Origin of the sequence: Streptomyces xylophagus, assembly GCF_000716435.1 — a bacterium.
GTDB classification, from domain to species: Bacteria; Actinomycetota; Actinomycetes; order Streptomycetales; family Streptomycetaceae; genus Streptomyces; species Streptomyces xylophagus.
In genome coordinates, this window is the sequence record NZ_JNWO01000018.1 from 31,016 (window position 1) to 47,705 (window position 16,690).

The 16,690-nt window shown below is 68.9% G+C and carries 15 protein-coding genes; 7 read left to right on the forward strand and 8 right to left on the reverse strand.

The window, feature by feature from the left end; genetic code table 11:
- Window positions 1-25: 25 nt before the first annotated feature.
- Window positions 26-1,633 carry an N-acyl-D-amino-acid deacylase family protein gene (locus OO70_RS33660; RefSeq protein ID WP_043679744.1) on the forward strand — a complete coding sequence of 536 codons (1,608 nt, stop codon included), beginning with the start codon at window positions 26-28 and terminating at the stop codon, window positions 1,631-1,633.
- Between the two features lie 27 nt (window positions 1,634-1,660).
- Here the strand turns inward: OO70_RS33660 and OO70_RS33665 are convergent, their stop codons facing one another.
- A complete protein-coding gene (locus OO70_RS33665) occupies window positions 1,661-2,485 on the reverse strand; it encodes a trypsin-like serine peptidase (protein WP_043679747.1) in 825 nt (274 codons plus the stop codon).
- Between the two features lie 159 nt (window positions 2,486-2,644).
- Between OO70_RS33665 and OO70_RS33670 the strand changes: the two genes are divergently transcribed.
- The 6 genes from OO70_RS33670 (at window position 2,645) to OO70_RS33695 (ending at window position 9,121) form a co-directional block, all read left to right on the forward strand.
- Window positions 2,645-3,856, forward strand: coding sequence for a pyridoxal phosphate-dependent aminotransferase (locus OO70_RS33670; protein ID WP_043679750.1), 1,212 nt, complete (start codon window positions 2,645-2,647; stop codon window positions 3,854-3,856).
- A gap of 112 nt (window positions 3,857-3,968) precedes the next feature.
- Window positions 3,969-4,388, forward strand: coding sequence for an SCO4983 family protein (locus OO70_RS33675; RefSeq protein WP_043679753.1), 420 nt, complete (start codon window positions 3,969-3,971; stop codon window positions 4,386-4,388).
- 288 nt (window positions 4,389-4,676) lie between these two features.
- Entirely contained in the window at window positions 4,677-5,756 is a 1,080-nt protein-coding gene (locus OO70_RS33680; RefSeq protein WP_043679977.1) for a substrate-binding domain-containing protein, read from the forward strand.
- 14 nt (window positions 5,757-5,770) lie between these two features.
- On the forward strand, window positions 5,771-6,988 hold the full coding sequence (locus OO70_RS33685; protein ID WP_043679756.1) for a toxic anion resistance protein: 1,218 nt from the start codon (window positions 5,771-5,773) through the stop codon (window positions 6,986-6,988).
- On the forward strand, window positions 6,985-8,523 hold the full coding sequence (locus tag OO70_RS33690; RefSeq protein ID WP_043679759.1) for a vWA domain-containing protein: 1,539 nt from the start codon (window positions 6,985-6,987) through the stop codon (window positions 8,521-8,523). The genes OO70_RS33685 and OO70_RS33690 overlap by 4 nt, the downstream gene beginning before the upstream one ends.
- Window positions 8,510-9,121: a hypothetical protein gene (locus tag OO70_RS33695; RefSeq protein WP_199827461.1), complete on the forward strand. Its 612-nt coding sequence runs from the start codon at window positions 8,510-8,512 to the stop codon at window positions 9,119-9,121. The genes OO70_RS33690 and OO70_RS33695 overlap by 14 nt, the downstream gene beginning before the upstream one ends.
- Before the next feature lie 4 nt (window positions 9,122-9,125).
- On the opposite strand, the gene OO70_RS33700 is transcribed toward OO70_RS33695, so the two are convergent.
- The 7 genes from OO70_RS33700 to OO70_RS33730 all read right to left on the reverse strand — a co-directional run bounded on the left by OO70_RS33700 (window position 9,126) and on the right by OO70_RS33730 (window position 16,407).
- Complete coding sequence (locus OO70_RS33700; RefSeq protein WP_043679762.1) at window positions 9,126-10,289, reverse strand: hypothetical protein; 1,164 nt, start codon at window positions 10,287-10,289, stop codon at window positions 9,126-9,128.
- On the reverse strand, window positions 10,286-11,077 hold the full coding sequence (locus tag OO70_RS33705) for a PP2C family serine/threonine-protein phosphatase (RefSeq protein ID WP_043679765.1): 792 nt from the start codon (window positions 11,075-11,077) through the stop codon (window positions 10,286-10,288). Before OO70_RS33705 ends, OO70_RS33700 begins: the two co-directional genes overlap by 4 nt.
- A 3-nt stretch (window positions 11,078-11,080) precedes the next feature.
- Window positions 11,081-11,842, reverse strand: a complete 762-nt coding sequence (locus OO70_RS33710; RefSeq protein ID WP_043679768.1) for a vWA domain-containing protein — start codon at window positions 11,840-11,842, stop codon at window positions 11,081-11,083.
- A gap of 32 nt (window positions 11,843-11,874) precedes the next feature.
- Entirely contained in the window at window positions 11,875-12,798 is a 924-nt protein-coding gene (locus OO70_RS33715) for a hypothetical protein (RefSeq protein ID WP_199827462.1), read from the reverse strand.
- Window positions 12,799-12,878: 80 nt separating this feature from the next.
- The gene (locus tag OO70_RS33720) at window positions 12,879-13,340 is read right to left on the reverse strand and encodes a hypothetical protein (protein WP_043679771.1); all 462 of its coding nucleotides are present in this window, start codon (window positions 13,338-13,340) and stop codon (window positions 12,879-12,881) included.
- Window positions 13,327-14,310 (reverse strand): serine/threonine-protein kinase, encoded by a 984-nt coding sequence (locus OO70_RS33725; RefSeq protein WP_043679773.1) that lies wholly within the window; start codon window positions 14,308-14,310, stop codon window positions 13,327-13,329. Before OO70_RS33725 ends, OO70_RS33720 begins: the two co-directional genes overlap by 14 nt.
- A 252-nt stretch (window positions 14,311-14,562) precedes the next feature.
- A complete protein-coding gene (locus tag OO70_RS33730; protein ID WP_043679775.1) occupies window positions 14,563-16,407 on the reverse strand; it encodes a phosphoenolpyruvate carboxykinase (GTP) in 1,845 nt (614 codons plus the stop codon).
- Window positions 16,408-16,690: the final 283 nt, after the last annotated feature.

A 16,690-nucleotide genomic window follows, 5' to 3' on the forward strand; every position in this document is an offset into this window, starting at 1 on the left:
TTCTGGATCCCGCTGGAGGCATGGCATGGAAGAGCTGGTCATCCGGGACGCGGACGTCGTAGACGGCAGCGGTGGGCCGTCGTACCGCGCCGATGTGGTGATCGACGGCGGACGGATCGTCTCGATCGTGCGGGAAGCTTCGGCTGCGGGCTGTCAACGTCCCAAGGCACGGCGGAAGTTGGACGCCGAGGGGCTGGCCCTCTCCCCCGGCTTCATCGACATGCACGCCCACAGCGACCTCGCCCTGCTCCGCGACCCGGACCACAGCGCCAAGGCCGCGCAGGGGGTGACCCTCGAAGTCATCGGGCAGGACGGGCTGTCGTACGCGCCCGTCGACGACCGCACGCTCGCAGAGGTGCGCCGGGCGATCACCGGGTGGAACGGGTACGGCGACGACATCGACTTCGACTGGCGTTCGGTGGGCGAGTACCTGGACCGCCTGGATCGCGGGATCGCCGTCAACGCGGCCTACTTGATCCCCCAGGGCACGGTCCGCATGCTCGCCGTCGGCTGGGAGGACCGGGAGGCGACACCCCGAGAGCTGGACCGGATGCGGCAGTTGGTGGCCGAGGGCATGGAACAGGGCGCGGTCGGCATGTCGTCCGGGCTCACCTACACCCCCGGCATGTACGCCAAGGACGCCGAACTCACCGCACTCTGCCGGGTGGTGGCGTCGTACGACGGCTACTACTGCCCGCACCACCGCTCGTACGGCGCGGGCGCGCTGGAGGCCTACGAGGAGATGGTCGAGCTGAGCCGCGAGGCGGGCTGCTCGCTCCATCTGGCCCACGCCACCATGAACTTCGGCGTGAACAAGGGCCGGGCACCGGAGCTGCTGACGCTCCTGGACGAGGCACTGGCGGCCGGCGCGGACATCAGCCTGGACACCTACCCCTACACGCCCGGCTGCACAACTCTCGTGGCGATGCTGCCGAGTTGGGCGAGTGAGGGCGGCCCGGAGGAGACCCTGAAGCGGCTGGCCGACGACGGGACGGCCGACCGTATCCGTCATCACCTGGAGGTGGTCGGCTCGGACGGTTGCCACGGGGTGCCGATGGAGTGGGACACGATCGAGATCTCGGGGGTGACGGATCCCGCGCTGGCGGAGTACGTGGGCCGCCGCCTGAACAGCTGGACCACCGCCCGCCACCTCCTCCTCGCCGACCGGCTCGCCCCGTCGATCCTCCAGCACGTGGGCCACGAGGAGAACGTCCGGCAGATCATGCGGCACCGCGTCCACACCGGCGGCTCGGACGGCATCCTCCAGGGCGCGAAGCCGCATCCGCGGGCGTACGGCACGTTCCCGCAGTATCTGGGGCGGTATACAAGGGAGTTGGGTGTGCTGTCCCTGGAGGAGTGCGTGGCCCATCTGACGTCCCGCCCGGCGGCTCGCCTGCGCCTGCCCGACCGGGGTCTGGTCAAGGAGGGCTACCGCGCGGACCTGGTCCTCTTCAACCCGCGTACGGTGGCGGCGGGTTCGACATTCGAGGAGCCGCGCAGGCTGCCGACCGGCATCCCCCACGTCCTGATCGACGGCCGATTCGTGATCGAGGACGGCCGGCGGACGGATGTGCTGGCGGGCCGGTCGATCCGTCGCAGTCCCGTGCGACGGAACGCCAACTCCCGCTCCTGACCTACGACTTGAGCGAGATCCCGGAACCTACGGCTTCGGCAGGGTGCAGCCGCTCGCGCTCAGGCTGAGCACATTCGCCGAGGTGAAGCAGGCCGGGATGTTGTAGGTCTCCTCGGCGTAGTTGATGCCCTCGCGAACAGTCACCGTGCCGTTCTCGTCGACCTCGCACGGGTTGTCGACGGTGCAGGTCTCGCCGTCCTCGTTGCCCGTGTTGTTGACGGCGACGACCTGGCCGGTGCTGGTGTCGATCACCGGGGAGCCGGAGGTACCGCCGATGGTGTTGCAGGCGGAGGTGTAGCGGACCGAGTCCTTCCAGGTCCAGTCGCCCTCCTTCAGCCGGTACACGAACCCGTCGATGTTGCAGCTGTAGATCGTCTTCCAGTAGCCGGAGACGACCTTGATGGCGGTGCCGGCGGTCGGGTGCGTGGCGCTCACGGTGAGCGGGCTGATGCCGTACGCGCTCTTGATCGCCGCGTACGTGGTGGTGGTGCGGTAGATCGTCACGTCCGTGTCGGTCATCGTCGAGTAGACGACCTGGTTGGCGCGGAGCGTGGCGACCTTGGTGCCGGCCGAGTTCAGCAGCCCGAAGGTACGGCTGGAGGACTGGCCGGTGATGACCTCACCGGGCTCCGGGAACCCGGTCTCCAGGCAGTGGCCGTTGGTCAGCACGAGGGCCGGGGAGGTGTCGGTCGAGTTCGGGAAGCGGATGACCGAGCCGGAGCAGTTGCTGAGCGAGACGGTGCCGGCGAAGTCGACGGTCACAGCGGCGGCCTGCGGCGCGGCGACGGCGGGTGCCACGCCCGCCCCGGCGATGGCCAGGCCCGAGAGTGCGGCAAGGAGAGGCTTCTTCATGTGGGGGTCCCCTCTTACAGACGCGAGCGACCGGAGATCTTCCGGTCGCTCTCACGTCATTGTCATGCACATTCTCACGACAAGAGCGGGTCGCCGCAAGAAGCCCACGTGGTGGAAAACACGGCGCGAGAGGCGTTACCGCGCCGTAAGCTCACCGACATGCAGGTGATCCAGTCGACCAAGCTCTCCAACGTCTGTTACGAGATCCGGGGCCCGGTTCTCGAAGAGGCGATGCGTCTGGAGGCGGCAGGCCACCGCATCCTGAAGCTCAACACGGGCAACCCGGCCGCGTTCGGGTTCGAGTGCCCGCCGGAGATCCTGGAGGACATCCTCCGGAACGTGTCGTCGGCGCACGGGTACGGCGATGCCAAGGGGTTGCTGGCCGCCCGCCGCGCGGTCGTCATGCACAACCAGACCCTGGGCATCGAGACGGACGTGGAACACGTCTTCATCGGCAACGGCGTCTCCGAGCTGATCGTCATGGCGATGCAGGGGCTGCTCGACGACGGCGACGAGGTTCTTGTGCCCTCGCCCGACTACCCCCTGTGGACCGCCGCCGTCTCGCTCTCCGGCGGAACCGCCGTCCACTACCGCTGCGACGAGCAGTCCGACTGGATGCCCGACCTCGCCGACGTGGAGCGCAAGGTCAGCGACCGCACCAAGGCGATCGTCATCATCAACCCGAACAACCCGACCGGGGCCGTGTACGACGAGGAGATGCTGCGCGGGCTGACCGACATCGCCCGCCGCCACAACCTGCTCGTCTGCTCCGACGAGATCTACGACAAGATCCTCTACGACGACGCCACGCACACCCCGACCGCGAAGATCGCCCCGGATCTGCTCACCCTCACCTTCAACGGGATGTCGAAGGCGTACCGGGTGGCCGGTTATCGCGTCGGCTGGGTGTCGATCTCCGGACCGCGCGCGCACGCCGAGTCCTACATCGAGGGTCTGACGATCCTGGCCAACATGCGGCTCTGCGCCAACATGCCCGGCCAGCACGGGGTCGTCGCCGCGCTCAGCGGGCGGCAGACCATCAACGACCTGGTGCTTCCCGGCGGACGACTGAAGGAACAGCGGGATGTGGCCTACGAACTGCTGACCCAGATCCCGGGTGTGACCTGCGTGAAGCCGAAGGGTGCGCTGTATCTGTTCCCGCGGCTCGATCCGCAGGTCTTCAAGGTCAAGGACGACCGACAGATGGTCCTCGACCTGCTGCGCCAGGAGAAGATCATGGTCGTCCACGGCACCGGCTTCAACTGGGCCGAGCCCGACCACTTCCGGGTCGTGACCCTGCCGACGGTCGGGGATCTGCGGGACGCGGTGACCCGGATCGGCAACTTCCTGGACGGGTACAGCCAGCCGTAAACCTCGCGGCCCGGTTTTCTTGGGGTTTCTTCCGGCCAATTTTTCGGCCAGCACAACTTTAGACGAGATCTAAGCTAGGATGGTTTCCTGTCAGAGCACAGGAGACCATGCCATGTACGAACCGATCCGCACCAAGTCGGTCCACAGCACCCTGGCCCGCACCCCTTCCTCCGACTTCCCCCACCGGTCGCGCGAGGAGGAACTGGACATCCAGCTCGCGGGTCACCTCGCCGCGCTGCTCGCGGTCACCGACGAGTTGCGGGCGTTGGCGCCTTCGGCCGACCTCGATGCTGCGGCTGAGCGGCTTGCCGCGCAGCTGAACCGGTTGCGTGGTGGCACGACGCCTCGCCTCGCGTCCGCGACCCCGCCCGCGTCCCATCTGGACGCCCTGCATCAGCGGGCGCATGCCCTTGCCGGGCGGGCGCTCGTCGTTGCCGCGTCTCGTGCGGACACGGCGGCGGCGATTCTGTCGGCGCAGCGGATGGATGCGCACGCTGACGCGGCGGAGCCGCGGGCGCTGGCCGCGCGCTGAGCCGTACACCTAGCTGTATGTCGACGGCTCCCTGAACGGCCCCGGTCCGCGTGCACCCGCAGCGACGCGCGGACCGGGTGCCATGCACTGCGTTGGCTTGAGCGGGGCGCCTATTCGTCGTGGGGTTCGTGTCGGCTTGCGGGTGCGGGTCCGTTGTGGCTTGTCGCGCCGTTCCCCGCGCCCCTGACGGGGCGCTGCAGTCGTCCGTGTTGATCCGGGACCCGGCCGACACCTCCTGTTCATCCCTTTCCTCGGGGAATGTTGGGTTCCGCGAGCACGCTGCACCTCGTGAGACGTATCGCGGGAATCGTCCTCGCGGTGTTGCTGATCGGCGGAGTGGTGGCAGCCGTCGTAGCGGGCCGGGACAGTGGGGACAAGGGCACGGCAACGAAGACCGTGCGAGGTGTGATCGGTTCGGAGAAGGCGGACTTCTTCGCCGATCCCGATGTGGTGAAGGCCCTTGCCGCCAAGGGGTTCACCGTGAAGACGGAGACCTCCGGGTCCTGGGCCATGGAAGGGCTCGACCTCAAGGGGTACGACTTCGCCTTCCCCTCCAGCCAGGCGCCGGCCGACGCGCTGGCCGACAAGTACAAGGTGCGGCAGCCCTTGCCGCGGCCCTTCTACTCGCCGCTCGTCGTCGTGGCCCATCGCAGTGCCGCCCAGGTGCTCGCCGCCAACGGGCTTGCCACGCTGGACAAGAGCCAGGATCGCGGCACATTGAAGATGGCCGCCTATCTCGGCGCCGCCAAGAACGACCGGACCTGGCAGCAGCTCAAGGGGGCCTCGAAACATGGGGAGTTGACCGGCACCCTCTACATCGCGACCACCGATCCGGAGACCTCCAACTCCGGCGCGCTCTATCTCGCCGCCGCCTCCTACGTCGCCAACGGCGGTCGGGTAGCGGCCAGTAGCGGCGATGTCGATCGCACCGCGCCCCTGATGCACAAGCTGATCAGCGTGCAGGGTGCCCAACAGTCCAGCTCGGACGCGCCGTTCAGGGACTTCATCAGCGGCGCCGGCAATCCGCTGGTCCTGGTGTACGAGTCCCAGGTGGCCTCCCTGCTTCTCGACAAGCAGCCGGTCGGCGACCTCGTCGTGCTCTACCCGGACACCACGGCCAACAGCGACCACACCGTCGTACCGCTCACTCCGGAGGGTCGTGCGCTCGGTGAACTCCTCAGCAGCGACCCGACGTTGCGCAGGCTCGCCGTACGGCACGGGTTCCGGCCGCAGGGCGACACCGCCGAGTTCGTCGCGGCCACCGCCGCGCACGCCAGCTATCTCAACCAGACGCTGACCGGCGTCCGGCAGGCGCCCGTGCCCACCTCGAAGGTGCTGCACGACATGGCGCGCCGGGCGCGCGGTTGAACGGGGGACCGACAATGAGCAGCAGTTTCAACACCAGCCAGAACAGCAGCGAGCACACCCTCAGCGGTGATGACGTCTTCACTCTTACTCCGCCGGAGGCCGTGAAGCCCGTTCCGAAGGAGAAGGCCGGCGGGCTCGTGCCCGTCGACGACTCCGTCCGTACGGACATGGAGCGCAAGGCCGCCTCCTACGTCGAGGGACTCGCCGCTCTGGACGCCCGTTCGCCCGAATTCGCGGGCAAGGTCGGGGAGATCACCGCGCTCGGCGCCGGTGAGATGCGCAGCGCGACCGCGCAGTCCAACCGCATGCTGGAACGGACCGTGCGCAGCCTGCCGTCGAAGGGCGGGGACGCGCAGTCGCAGGTCGCCGGATCGCTCGTCGAACTCCGGCGGGTGGTCGAGGACTTGGACCCGCGTGACCTGCCCGCCTCGAAGGGGCGGAAGTTCCTGTCCCGGCTGCCCGGTGGCAACAAACTGCGCGACCACGTCGCCAAGTACGCCTCCGCGCAAGGCACGTTGAACAAGATCGTGGGCTCGCTGCGCGGTGGCCAGGACGAACTCCGGCGCGACAACGCCGGGTTGCAGACCGAGCGGGTCCGCCTCTGGGAGACCATGGGCAAGCTCCAGGAGTACGTCGTCCTCACCCAGGCCCTCGACACGGCCGTCGAGCAGCACATCGCCGGCGTCGAGTCCACCGACCCGAGCCAGGCCGACACGCTGCGCGCGGACGTCCTTTTCCCGGTCCGGCAGAAGCACCAGGACCTGCTGACGCAGCTCGCGGTGTGCGCGCAGGGCTACTTGGCGATGGATGTCGTCCGGCGCAACAACGACGAACTGATCAAGGGCGTGGATCGGGCGGCCACGACCACGGTCTCCGCCCTCCGTATCTCGGTCATGCTCGCCTCCGCCCTGGAGAACCAGCGCAAGGTCGTCGACCAGGTCAACGCGCTGCGCGGCACCACCGAGGACCTCATCCGGGGCAACGCGGAGATGCTCGCCACGCAGAGCGGAGAGATCCAGCGCATCGCGGCCGACCCTGCCGTGGGTGCGGAGACGCTCCGCACGGCCTTCCAGCAGATCTACCGCACCCTCGACGCGATCGACACCTACAAGGTCCAGGCGACCGAGGTGATGGCCGCGACTGTCGAGTCTCTTACGTCCGAACTCCAGAACGCCAGCTCGTACTTGGAGCGGAGCCGGTCGCAGAGCGCGCTGGAGGGTGGGCTCGGATGAGACGCCTCCTCGCGCTCGCCCTCGGCACCGTCGCCCTGCTCACCGCCTGCACGGCGCAGCAGGAGACGAAGACCGACAGCGACAACGCCCCTCGGCCCGGCACCCTCCGCGTCCTCGCCTCCAGCGAACTCAGCGACATGACCCCGGTGTTCGACCGGATCCACAAGGACACCGGCATCACGATCCGCCCCACCTACATGGGCACCCTCGACGCGGTGGACCTGCTGGCGAAGGGCAAGGTCGACGGCCGGTACGACGCCCTGTGGCTGTCGTCGAACGACTATCTGCGGCTACGGCCCGACGCGGCGAAGAAGGTCGTGTCCGAGACGCCGATCATGTCCAGCCCGGTCGCGATCGGCGTCAAGACAGCCACGGTGCAGAAGCTGGGCTGGACGCCCGACAAGGTCACGTGGTCGCAGATCGAACAGGCAGTCCAGGACGGCAAGTTGACCTACGGCATGACGGACCCGGCCCGCTCCAACTCCGGTTTCTCGACCCTCATCTCGGTCGCCTCCGCCCTCTCCGGCGCCCAGTCGGCGCTCACGGACGCGGACGTCGCCAAGGCGACTCCCCGGCTGAAGGAGTTCTTCAAGGGGCAGAAGCTGACGTCGGGTTCGTCGGGCTGGCTGGCTCAGGCGTATCAACGCCGGGGGAACGTCGACGCGTTGCTCAACTACGAGTCCGTCCTCAAAGGCATCCCGGGCCTCACCGTGATCCGCCCCAGCGACGGAGTCGTCACCGCCGACTACCCGCTGACCTCCCTCGCCTCGACCAGCGCCACGACCCGCGAGAACGTCCGCCGGGTGACGACGGACCTGCGTACCGACGCCCTGCAGCAGCTGATCACCACCCGCACGCACCGCCGCCCGGTCGTCGCCTCCGTGCCACCCGCGTCGGGCCTCGACACGAGCCGACGGCGTGAACTCCCGTTCCCTGGTACCCAGTCCGTTGCCGACGGGCTCCTCGACTCGTACGAGAACAAGCTGCGCCGCCCCTCGCGGACCGTGTACGTGCTCGACACCTCGGGCTCGATGGCGGGTGACCGGCTGTCCCGGTTGAAGAAGGCACTCTCCGATCTGACCGGCGACTTCCGGCAGCGCGAGGAGGTCACGCTGATGCCGTTCGGGTCGGCCGTGAAGAGTGTGAAGACGCATGTGGTGAGTCCGGGTGATCCGCAGGCCGGGCTCGACGCCATCCGCGCGGACACCAAGGCGCTCAGCGCCGACGGGAACACCGCGATCTACACCTCGTTGGAGAAGGCGTACGAGCATCTCGGCACCGGGGGCGACACGTTCACGTCGATCGTGCTGATGACGGACGGCGAGAACACGACCGGCGCGAAGGCGAAGGAGTTCGACGGGTTCTACCGGCAACTGCCCGGCGCCCAGCAGGAGATACCTGTCTTCCCCATTCTCTTCGGCGACTCGGACAAGGCGGAGCTCCAGCACATCGCCGACCTGACCGGCGGCCGGCTCTTCGACGCCCAACAGGGCTCGCTGGACGGCGCCTTCGAGGAGATCCGTGGCTACCAATAGGTTCCTGGGCTACTTGGAGTCCCGCAAGAACCTCACCGGCAGCGCGTGCGGGCTCGTCGGGCTGGTGCTGACGTTCGTCGGCGTGGCGGGGCCGTACTGGCCGGTCGTGGTCGTGGGGCTGTACGGCGCGGGTGCGCTGATCGCTCCGCCGGAGCGGCCGGTGCTGCCCGAATTCCCGGACCCGTCGGCCCAACTGGAGGAACTGCGGGACGACTTCGAGAAGCTGGGCGGATATCTGACGGGTGTCGAGCTGCCGCCCGCCGCCGCAGGCCGGCTCACCGAGCTGAACCAACTCCTCGCCGGGCTCCTCGATCCGCAGGTCACGCACGATCTCGCCCAGGACCCGGAGGGCGTGCACATCCTGTCGCGGGCGATCCGGCAGGACGTACCGGAGGCGGTCGACACGTTCGTACGGACGCGGTGGTGGACACGGGTGGCGCCGGGGACCGAACCTCCGGAGCGGCATCTGGAACGGCAGTTGAACGTGCTGCACGAGGAGGCGCAGGGGCTGGCGACGAGTCTGCGCGAGACGGAGGCGCGGCGGCAGGAGTCGCACACACGGTATCTGGAGGACCGGGGGCGCTCTCAGAACGGCTGAACTCTCACAGCACCCCGATCAGGACGATCAGCAGGACGAGTACGAGCAGTACGCCCACCACCTTCAGCGGGCCGAAGCGGTTGCTCTCCCGCGGGTCCCCCGGCGGCGGTGGCGGTACCGGGACGGTCGGCCGTACCGGCAGGTTGAACACGTCGTGTCCCGTCACCGCGGCCCTCGTGCACCACGGGCAGGTCGGGAGGTGGGAGCCGTAGGCGTGCAGGGGGCGGGCCTGACAGACCTGGACTCGGGAACGCTCCTGGTCGAGGGCGCGCAGCCAGACTTCCGGGCTGGGGCGGGCGGCGGGAGTGTGGACGCCCGCGCCGAAGGCCGCATGGGCCAGGGTGAGGAGGCCGGGCGGGAGCACCGAGGGGTCCACTGTGCCGCGTGGGATGACGACCGCCTCGGGGCGGACCACGTAGGAGACGCTGGCGGCGATGTTGTCCTTGACGGTGGACTCGGGGGTGCTGTCGTGCGGGACGCCGCCGAAGGGGTGGTTGCCGGCCGTGAGGAGCTGGTAAATGAGCACCGCCAGCGCGAAGTTGTCGCTCTCCGGGGTGGCGGCGGCGCCCGACTGGCGTTCCGGTGAGGAGTAGTCGGTGGTGTGCATCAGGCACGGGAAGTGCTCGCCGGTGACGGGGTCGGTGAAGGCGATGGAGTCGCAGTCGAGGAAGGTGACGAAGCCGTTGGTGTCGACGACGACGTTGCTCGACGAGAAGTCGCCGATGACGAGGTGGTCGTAGTGCATGCGGGCCGTCATGAAGGCGAGGTTCCAGGCGACGCCGAGGAGGAAGCGCCAGTCCGCGCGGTCGCCGAAGAGGCGTAGTCGCTGGGCGCGGGTGAACAGGCCCACCAGCTGGACGTGTTGGGGTTCGCCGAAGCGGCGCATGGCGTAGCCGAGGAACTCGCCCTCGGGGCCCCGGGCCACGGCGGTGGGCCAGGCGAGTTCGGGTGGCTGGTTGGCGTCGGTGGGGCGAGCGGTCAGGGGGGACATCGTGAGCATGCGGGCGAGGCGGCGCTCCAGGTCCGGGCCCGGGCGGTCGCGGTAGAGCTTGACGACGATCGTGTCGTCGCCCTCGACGGGGAAGACGGCCGCCTGGCCGCCGCCCTTGAGCGGGAGTTCGGCGAGGGTGACGGGCTTGCCGTCCAGGTGGACGGTGCGGCCGGTCACGGTGCCACCGCGCGCACGGCCCGCAGCAGGGTCTTGTCGTCGGCGTTGAGGCTGGTCAGCCGGTCCGACCTGAGGAGGGCGGCGAGGCTCTCGTGCGCTTTGTCGGTGACCGGTCCCGGGGTGTCGAGAGAGCCCAACACCGCTTCCACGAAAGAGGTGTTGGGCTGGGGCGGGCCGCCGCCGGAGAGGGAGAGGGCGGCCTGGGCGAGGCCGTCGGTGGACAGCAGTACGCCGTCGACGCGCGGGTCCGCCACACAGTCGGTGCGCAGTCGGCGGGGTGCGTCGGGCGAGGTGAGGAAGACGGTCTCGTTGCTGTACTCGCTGACGGCGGGCGGCTGCGGGAGGAGGTGGAACTGCCGTTCCCCGTCCTCCGTTCCGGCGCGTACGACGACGAAGCCGTCACCGACGCTGAGGTGGCCGAGCCAGCCGGGGGTGAGGACCACGACGGTGAGGGTCGTGGCGTAGTCGGGGGCGGCGGCGCCGTAGGTGTCCAGGAAGATCTTGGCTACGTCCTGGAAGGCGTCGGAGAGCAGGTCGTGGACCTCGTCGCCCGGCGGGCAGCCGGACGCGGCGGCGGCCCGGCGCCGGAAGTGCTCGGCCGCCAACTCGACGGCGTGCAGGGCCCCTTGGTCGGAGTGCGGGCGGCTGCCCGCGCCGTCCGCGACGGCGAGGACGGTCACCGACGCGGAGGCCGTGTAGGTGCAGGCGTCCTGGCAGGGCGTGCCGGTACGGCGGTGGCGGTAGCCCTCGACGCTCAGGCCGTGGATGCGCCAGGGCGAGTCGGCCACCGGTCAGCTCTCCCAGGCCGGGCGCTGCGTCTTGAACTGGCTGAAGATCTTCTCGAAGACCTCGTCGCCCGCGCCCTTCTGCTCGGCGTTCGCGCTGGCCGACATCATCTGCAGCAGCTCGCGGAACGGGAAGCCCTGGATGCGCGCGTTGAACTTCGGCGCGAAGGCCTGGAGCACCTGTTCGCCGCGGTCGGTGATGCCGCCGACGCCGATCGCGTAGAGCCGGAAGCGGCGCTCCTGTTGCTCCTCGGCGAGGACGGGCAGCAGCCGGTGCCAGGAGTCGGTCATGTGGCCGGTGCCGTCGGTGGGGAGGCCGTCGGTGACCAGGCAGATCTGCGGGCGGTAGTACTGGAGTCCGGAGGCGCGCAGCTCCGCCTTGCGGGCCGCGACGACGTGCATGGCCAGTTCCAGGGCCTCGGTCATCAGGGTCACGCCGGACGCGGTGAACCGGGGTGCCTGGAAGGCGTGCGCGGGCACGAAGGGGCTCACCGGGGTGCGCGGGTCGAGGAGTTGGGGTCCGCGCCAGGCGCCGACGCCCCGGCCGCCGAAGGTGATCACGGCGACCTCGACGCTGTAGCTGAGGGAGACGTCGTCGTGGAGTTCCCGGGTCCACTCGGCGAGGGCGTCGTTGAGCGACTGAATGGGCGCGCCCGCCATGGAACTCGAGGTGTCGAGGCACAGCACCAGCGGCAGCCGTTGCGCGTTGTTCTCGAACTCGATGTCGGCGTACTCCGCCGGCAGCGTGGGCGGGTATTCGCTGTGCATGGCTTCTCCTGGTCGGCCGGGCGGAGCGGGGGTCATGAGCTGCCGCGGGCATGGTGCCGGGCGGCGGGCGGGAAGGCGTACAGGACGTCGGAGTCGGCTTCGCGAGCGTCGGTCACCTCGACGTAGGCGCCGGGCTCGGGCGGCGTCCGCTCCGGTTCGGCCCACACCGCGCGGTACAGGACGCGGTCGAGTTCGACGTAGCCCTGCGGGTGAAGTGCCGTACGGACGACGGCTGTTCGGGACGGGCCGGTGCGGGGGCCGACGTGGCGGCCGGGGGACGGGGTCGGTGCGGGGGTGGGCGCGGGGCTCACGGGGCGGAGTCTGGTGGTGGTTTCGGCGGGCCCGACTTCGGCATTCGCCACGGCCGGGGCGCGGGAGCGGCGGACGGCGAGGAGGAGGCCGAGGAGCAGGAGGAGGAGTACGGCGACCAGGGCGAAGAGGAGAAGGCGCAGGTAGTCCGTGGACTTGTGGTCGCCGACGGTGAAGGTGTGGGTGCCGAGTGGGGCGACGCCCTGCTCTTTGATCAGTTCGCTGCCGGTCAGCGACGCCCCCTGGAGGGCCTTGCACACGTCGTCGTCGCCGCAGCCGCCGAGGTCCTTCAGCGTCTTTTTGCTCAGCTGGTCGATCCTGGCGTCCGGGTCGACGAGCCGTTGGCCGGCCAGGACGAACAGCGCGGTGCCGCCCTGGCCGGTGTGGACACCGGCCGGTACCCGTACCTGAAGGTTCTTGAGGTCCTGACGGATGTCGGCCTGGCGGATCTGCTGACCGCCGTCGAAGTCCAGGGGCTCGTTCAGCGTGACCGTGACCACGACCCCGTCGTCGAGCGCGTCCTTCCAGCAGTCCAGCCGGGCCGGAAAGTCCTTGCCGCAGGCATCACCCGCGGCAGTCGCCGACCCCGCCGGAATCATCGCGATCAACAAACCGAACAGCAGGACAGTGAACAACGTACGTCTCATGACAACCCCCCGTTGGCGCCCATAGTGGAGGCAACAGGCCGGTGGCCGAAAGGGGTTGACTGAGAATGCTCAATTCACTTCTACAGCTGGAAAACCTGATGACAACGGGTGAACATCTGTCGCGCCCGTTCCACCCAATCACTGGCCAGAACATCAAAATCCGCCTGGGCGATCCGGCAGGTCAGCGGGAGGTCGCAGACCCCGGCGAGGCACGGTCCGGGTCCGCGTACGTCCCACACGGAGAGCATGGGATTCAGCTGTTCGGTGTTCCACGCGTTCGACGCGGCGGCGGCGATCGCCAATTGATCCTTGCGCAGAGAATGACCGTCGGTGACAAAGGCGACAAGGAGTCTTTTCGTGGTCATGAAACGCACGGTGAGCATCCGCCCGGACGTCTCTAGATCGAATTGCAGGGAGACGGAATCGACATCGCTCTCGACGTGGTAATTCCGGCGGGCTCCCCAGTTGTGCACCAACTGCCGCCAGGACGAACCGATGTCGTAGTCCCGGCCCGGCGGGATCGAGGCCTCAGGCGTCGCCACGGGCCACCGCCTGCGTGATCATGTCGTCGGTGAGCCCCGCGTCGAGCAGGGCCTGCGCGTGCAGCAGCAGACAGGACGGCACCGGCAGACTGGTGCCGCCCCCGCGCCGGGCCTCCAACTCGCTGCGGCGGACCTCGATCGTGCGGGCCACGGCGGGCGGCGGCCAGGCCACGGTGCGCGGCTGTGCCAGCAACTCGCCCAGCAGGACGTCGAGTCGGGGCCGATCCGCGGGCCGCTTGGCGAGACACCGTGCGATCAGCGGCCGTATCCCCGCCGGTACGCCGTCCAGGTCGGGCTCGCCGTGCACGACCCGCAGGCTCACCGCCTCCCCCGCGCCGTACGGAGCTCGGCCGGTCAGCGCGTAGACGAGGACGCCGCCGAGGGAGAACACGTCGCTGGGCGGGCCGACCGGTGCGGCTGTCATCTGCTCCGGTGACATGAAGGGTGGGGTGCCGACGACGATTCCGGCCTGGGTCAGGCTGGGGGCGCCCTCTACGCGGGAGATGCCGAAGTCGATGACGCGGGGGCCGTCGGAGGCGAGCAGCACGTTGGCCGGCTTGAGGTCGCGGTGGACCAGGTTGGCCGCATGGATCGCCTGCAAGGCCTCGACGAGGAAGGCGCCGAGCCTGCGAACCTGCGCCTCGGGCAGTGGTCCGTCGGCGCGGACGGCCTCGGCGAGGGAGGGACCGGGCACGTACATCGTTGCCAGCCAAGGGAGTTCGGCCTCGGTGTCGGCGTCGACGACGGCCGCGGTGTAGGCGCCGCTGACCAGGCGGGCGGCGGCGACCTCGCGGGCGAAGCGCTCGCGGAACTCGCGCTCCGCGGCCAGTTCGGGACGTACGACCTTCACCGCCACCTCACGGCCGGCCGGTGAACGCCCGAGATACACCCATCCCATCCCGCCGGAGCCGAGCCGCCCGGTGATCCGGTACGGCCCCACGCTGAGCGGATCGCTGACCGGAGTGCGCACCCCGCTCACCTCACTTCGGGGTTCGTTGCAGGTTGTCCCGAGTGTCCCCCGAAATCCCGTCCTGGGCAGGGGGGATGCGCGAAATGGGGGTCATGTCTACGCCGTGGCGCCCCGGTGGTGTAAAGGGCAACAGGCAGGACCCCGCACGCCGTTGTGCGGGGTCCTGCCTGTTGCACTGCCACCGCGGCCGGCCTGTGACGACATTGCTGGTCAGGGCACAATCGGCGGCCGGCCGCGGAGTCTTCTACGGGACTAGCCCAGGCGCTCCACGAGCGCGCGGTACTCGTCCCACAGTTCCTTCGGGGTGTGGTCGCCGAAGGTGTTGAGGTGGTCGGGGACCAGGGCGGCCTCCTCGCGCCACACGTCCTTGTCGACGGTGAGCAGGAAGTCCAGGTCCGACTCGGACAGGTCGAGGCCCTTGGTGTCGAGGGCGCCCTTGGCCGGCAGCACGCCGATGGGGGTCTCGACGCCCTCGGCGCGGCCGTCGAGGCGGTCCACGATCCATTTCAGGACCCGGCTGTTCTCGCCGAAGCCCGGCCACACGAACTTGCCCGCGTCGTTCTTGCGGAACCAGTTCACGTAGTAGATCTTCGGGAGCTTCGCCTGGTCCCTGCCCTTGGCCACATCGACCCAATGGCCCATGTAGTCACCCATGTTGTAGCCGCAGAACGGCAGCATGGCGAACGGGTCGCGCCGCAGCTCGCCGACCTTGCCCTCGGCGGCGGCGGTCTTCTCGGAGGCCACGTTGGCGCCGAGGAAGACACCGTGGTTCCAGTCGAAGGACTCCGTCACCAGCGGTACGGCGGTGGCGCGCCGCCCGCCGAACAGGATCGCCGAGATCGGCACGCCCTTGGGGTCCTCCCACTCGGGCGCGATGATCGGGCACTGCGAAGCGGGCACGGTGAAGCGGGCGTTGGGGTGCGCGGCGGGCGAACCGGACTCCGGTGTCCAGGAGTTGCCCTTCCAGTCGGTGAGGTGGGCCGGAGTCTCCTCCGTCATGCCCTCCCACCAGATGTCGTTGTCGTCGGTCAACGCCACGTTGGTGAAGACGGAGTTGCCCCACAGCGTCTTCATCGCGTTGGCGTTGGTGTGCTCGCCGGTGCCGGGCGCGACGCCGAAGAAACCGGCCTCGGGGTTGATCGCGTAGAGCCGGCCGTCCTCCCCGAACCGCATCCAGGCGATGTCGTCACCGATCGTCTCCACGGTCCAGCCTGAGACGGTGGGTTCCAGCATCGCGAGGTTGGTCTTGCCGCAGGCGCTCGGGAAAGCGGCGGCGACGTACTTCGACTCCCCCTGCGGCGGGGTGAGTTTGAGGATCAGCATGTGCTCGGCGAGCCAGCCCTCGTCCCGCGCCATCACGGAGGCGATGCGCAGGGCGTAGCACTTCTTGCCGAGCAGCGCGTTGCCGCCGTAGCCGGAGCCGTAGGACCAGATCTCGCGGCTCTCGGGGAAGTGCGAGATGTACTTGGTGGAGTTGCACGGCCACGGCACGTCCGCCTCGCCCTCGGCCAGCGGTGCTCCGAGCGTGTGCACAGCACGCACGAAGAAGCCGTCGGTACCGAGTTCGTCGAGGACGGGCTGTCCCATGCGGGTCATGGTGCGCATGGAGACGGCGACATAGGCGGAGTCGGTGATCTCGACGCCGATCGCGGAGAGGTCCGAACCGAGGGGGCCCATGCAGAACGGGACGACGTACATCGTCCGGCCCTTCATGGAGCCGCGGAAGATGCCCTTTTCTCCCGCGAAACTGTTTCCTTCTCCGGTAAAGATGGCCCGCATTTCAGCGGGAGCCTTCCAGTGGTTGGTCGGTCCCGCGTCCTGCTCCTGCTCGGAGCAGATGAACGTCCTGTCCTCGACCCGGGCGACATCGGTCGGGTCGGAGGCGGCGTAGTAGGAGTTGGGGCGCTTGATCGGGTCGAGCTTCTTGAAGGTGCCCTTTCGGACGAGCTCCTCGCTCAGCCGGTCGTACTCCGCTTCGGATCCGTCACACCAGACCACGCTGTCCGGCTGGGTCAGTTCTGCGATCTCGTTCACCCACGAGACCAGTTCTTTGTGCTCGGTTGGGATGACGGGGGGAGCCGCGATGTCGCGCGCCACGATTGCTCCTATGGTGAGGGATTTTGTCCTTGTTGCCCCGTGGGGGCCGCGACCCGGATGCTTCACGATGGTCGATCTTGGCGCTCATCCGGTGCCGACCGCACTCATTTGATCATCCGACTCGCCCGCCCATATGTCCAGAGGGCCTCACAGACGAGCGACGTGAGGATCGCCACTCATCCGCCCCTCACCGACATGTTTTCCGTGCGTCACCACCGCTTCACCCCGGGTACCCGGATGTCGGCTACGCATGAGAGAGTGGCCACTTCCGGCCCCTCATCTC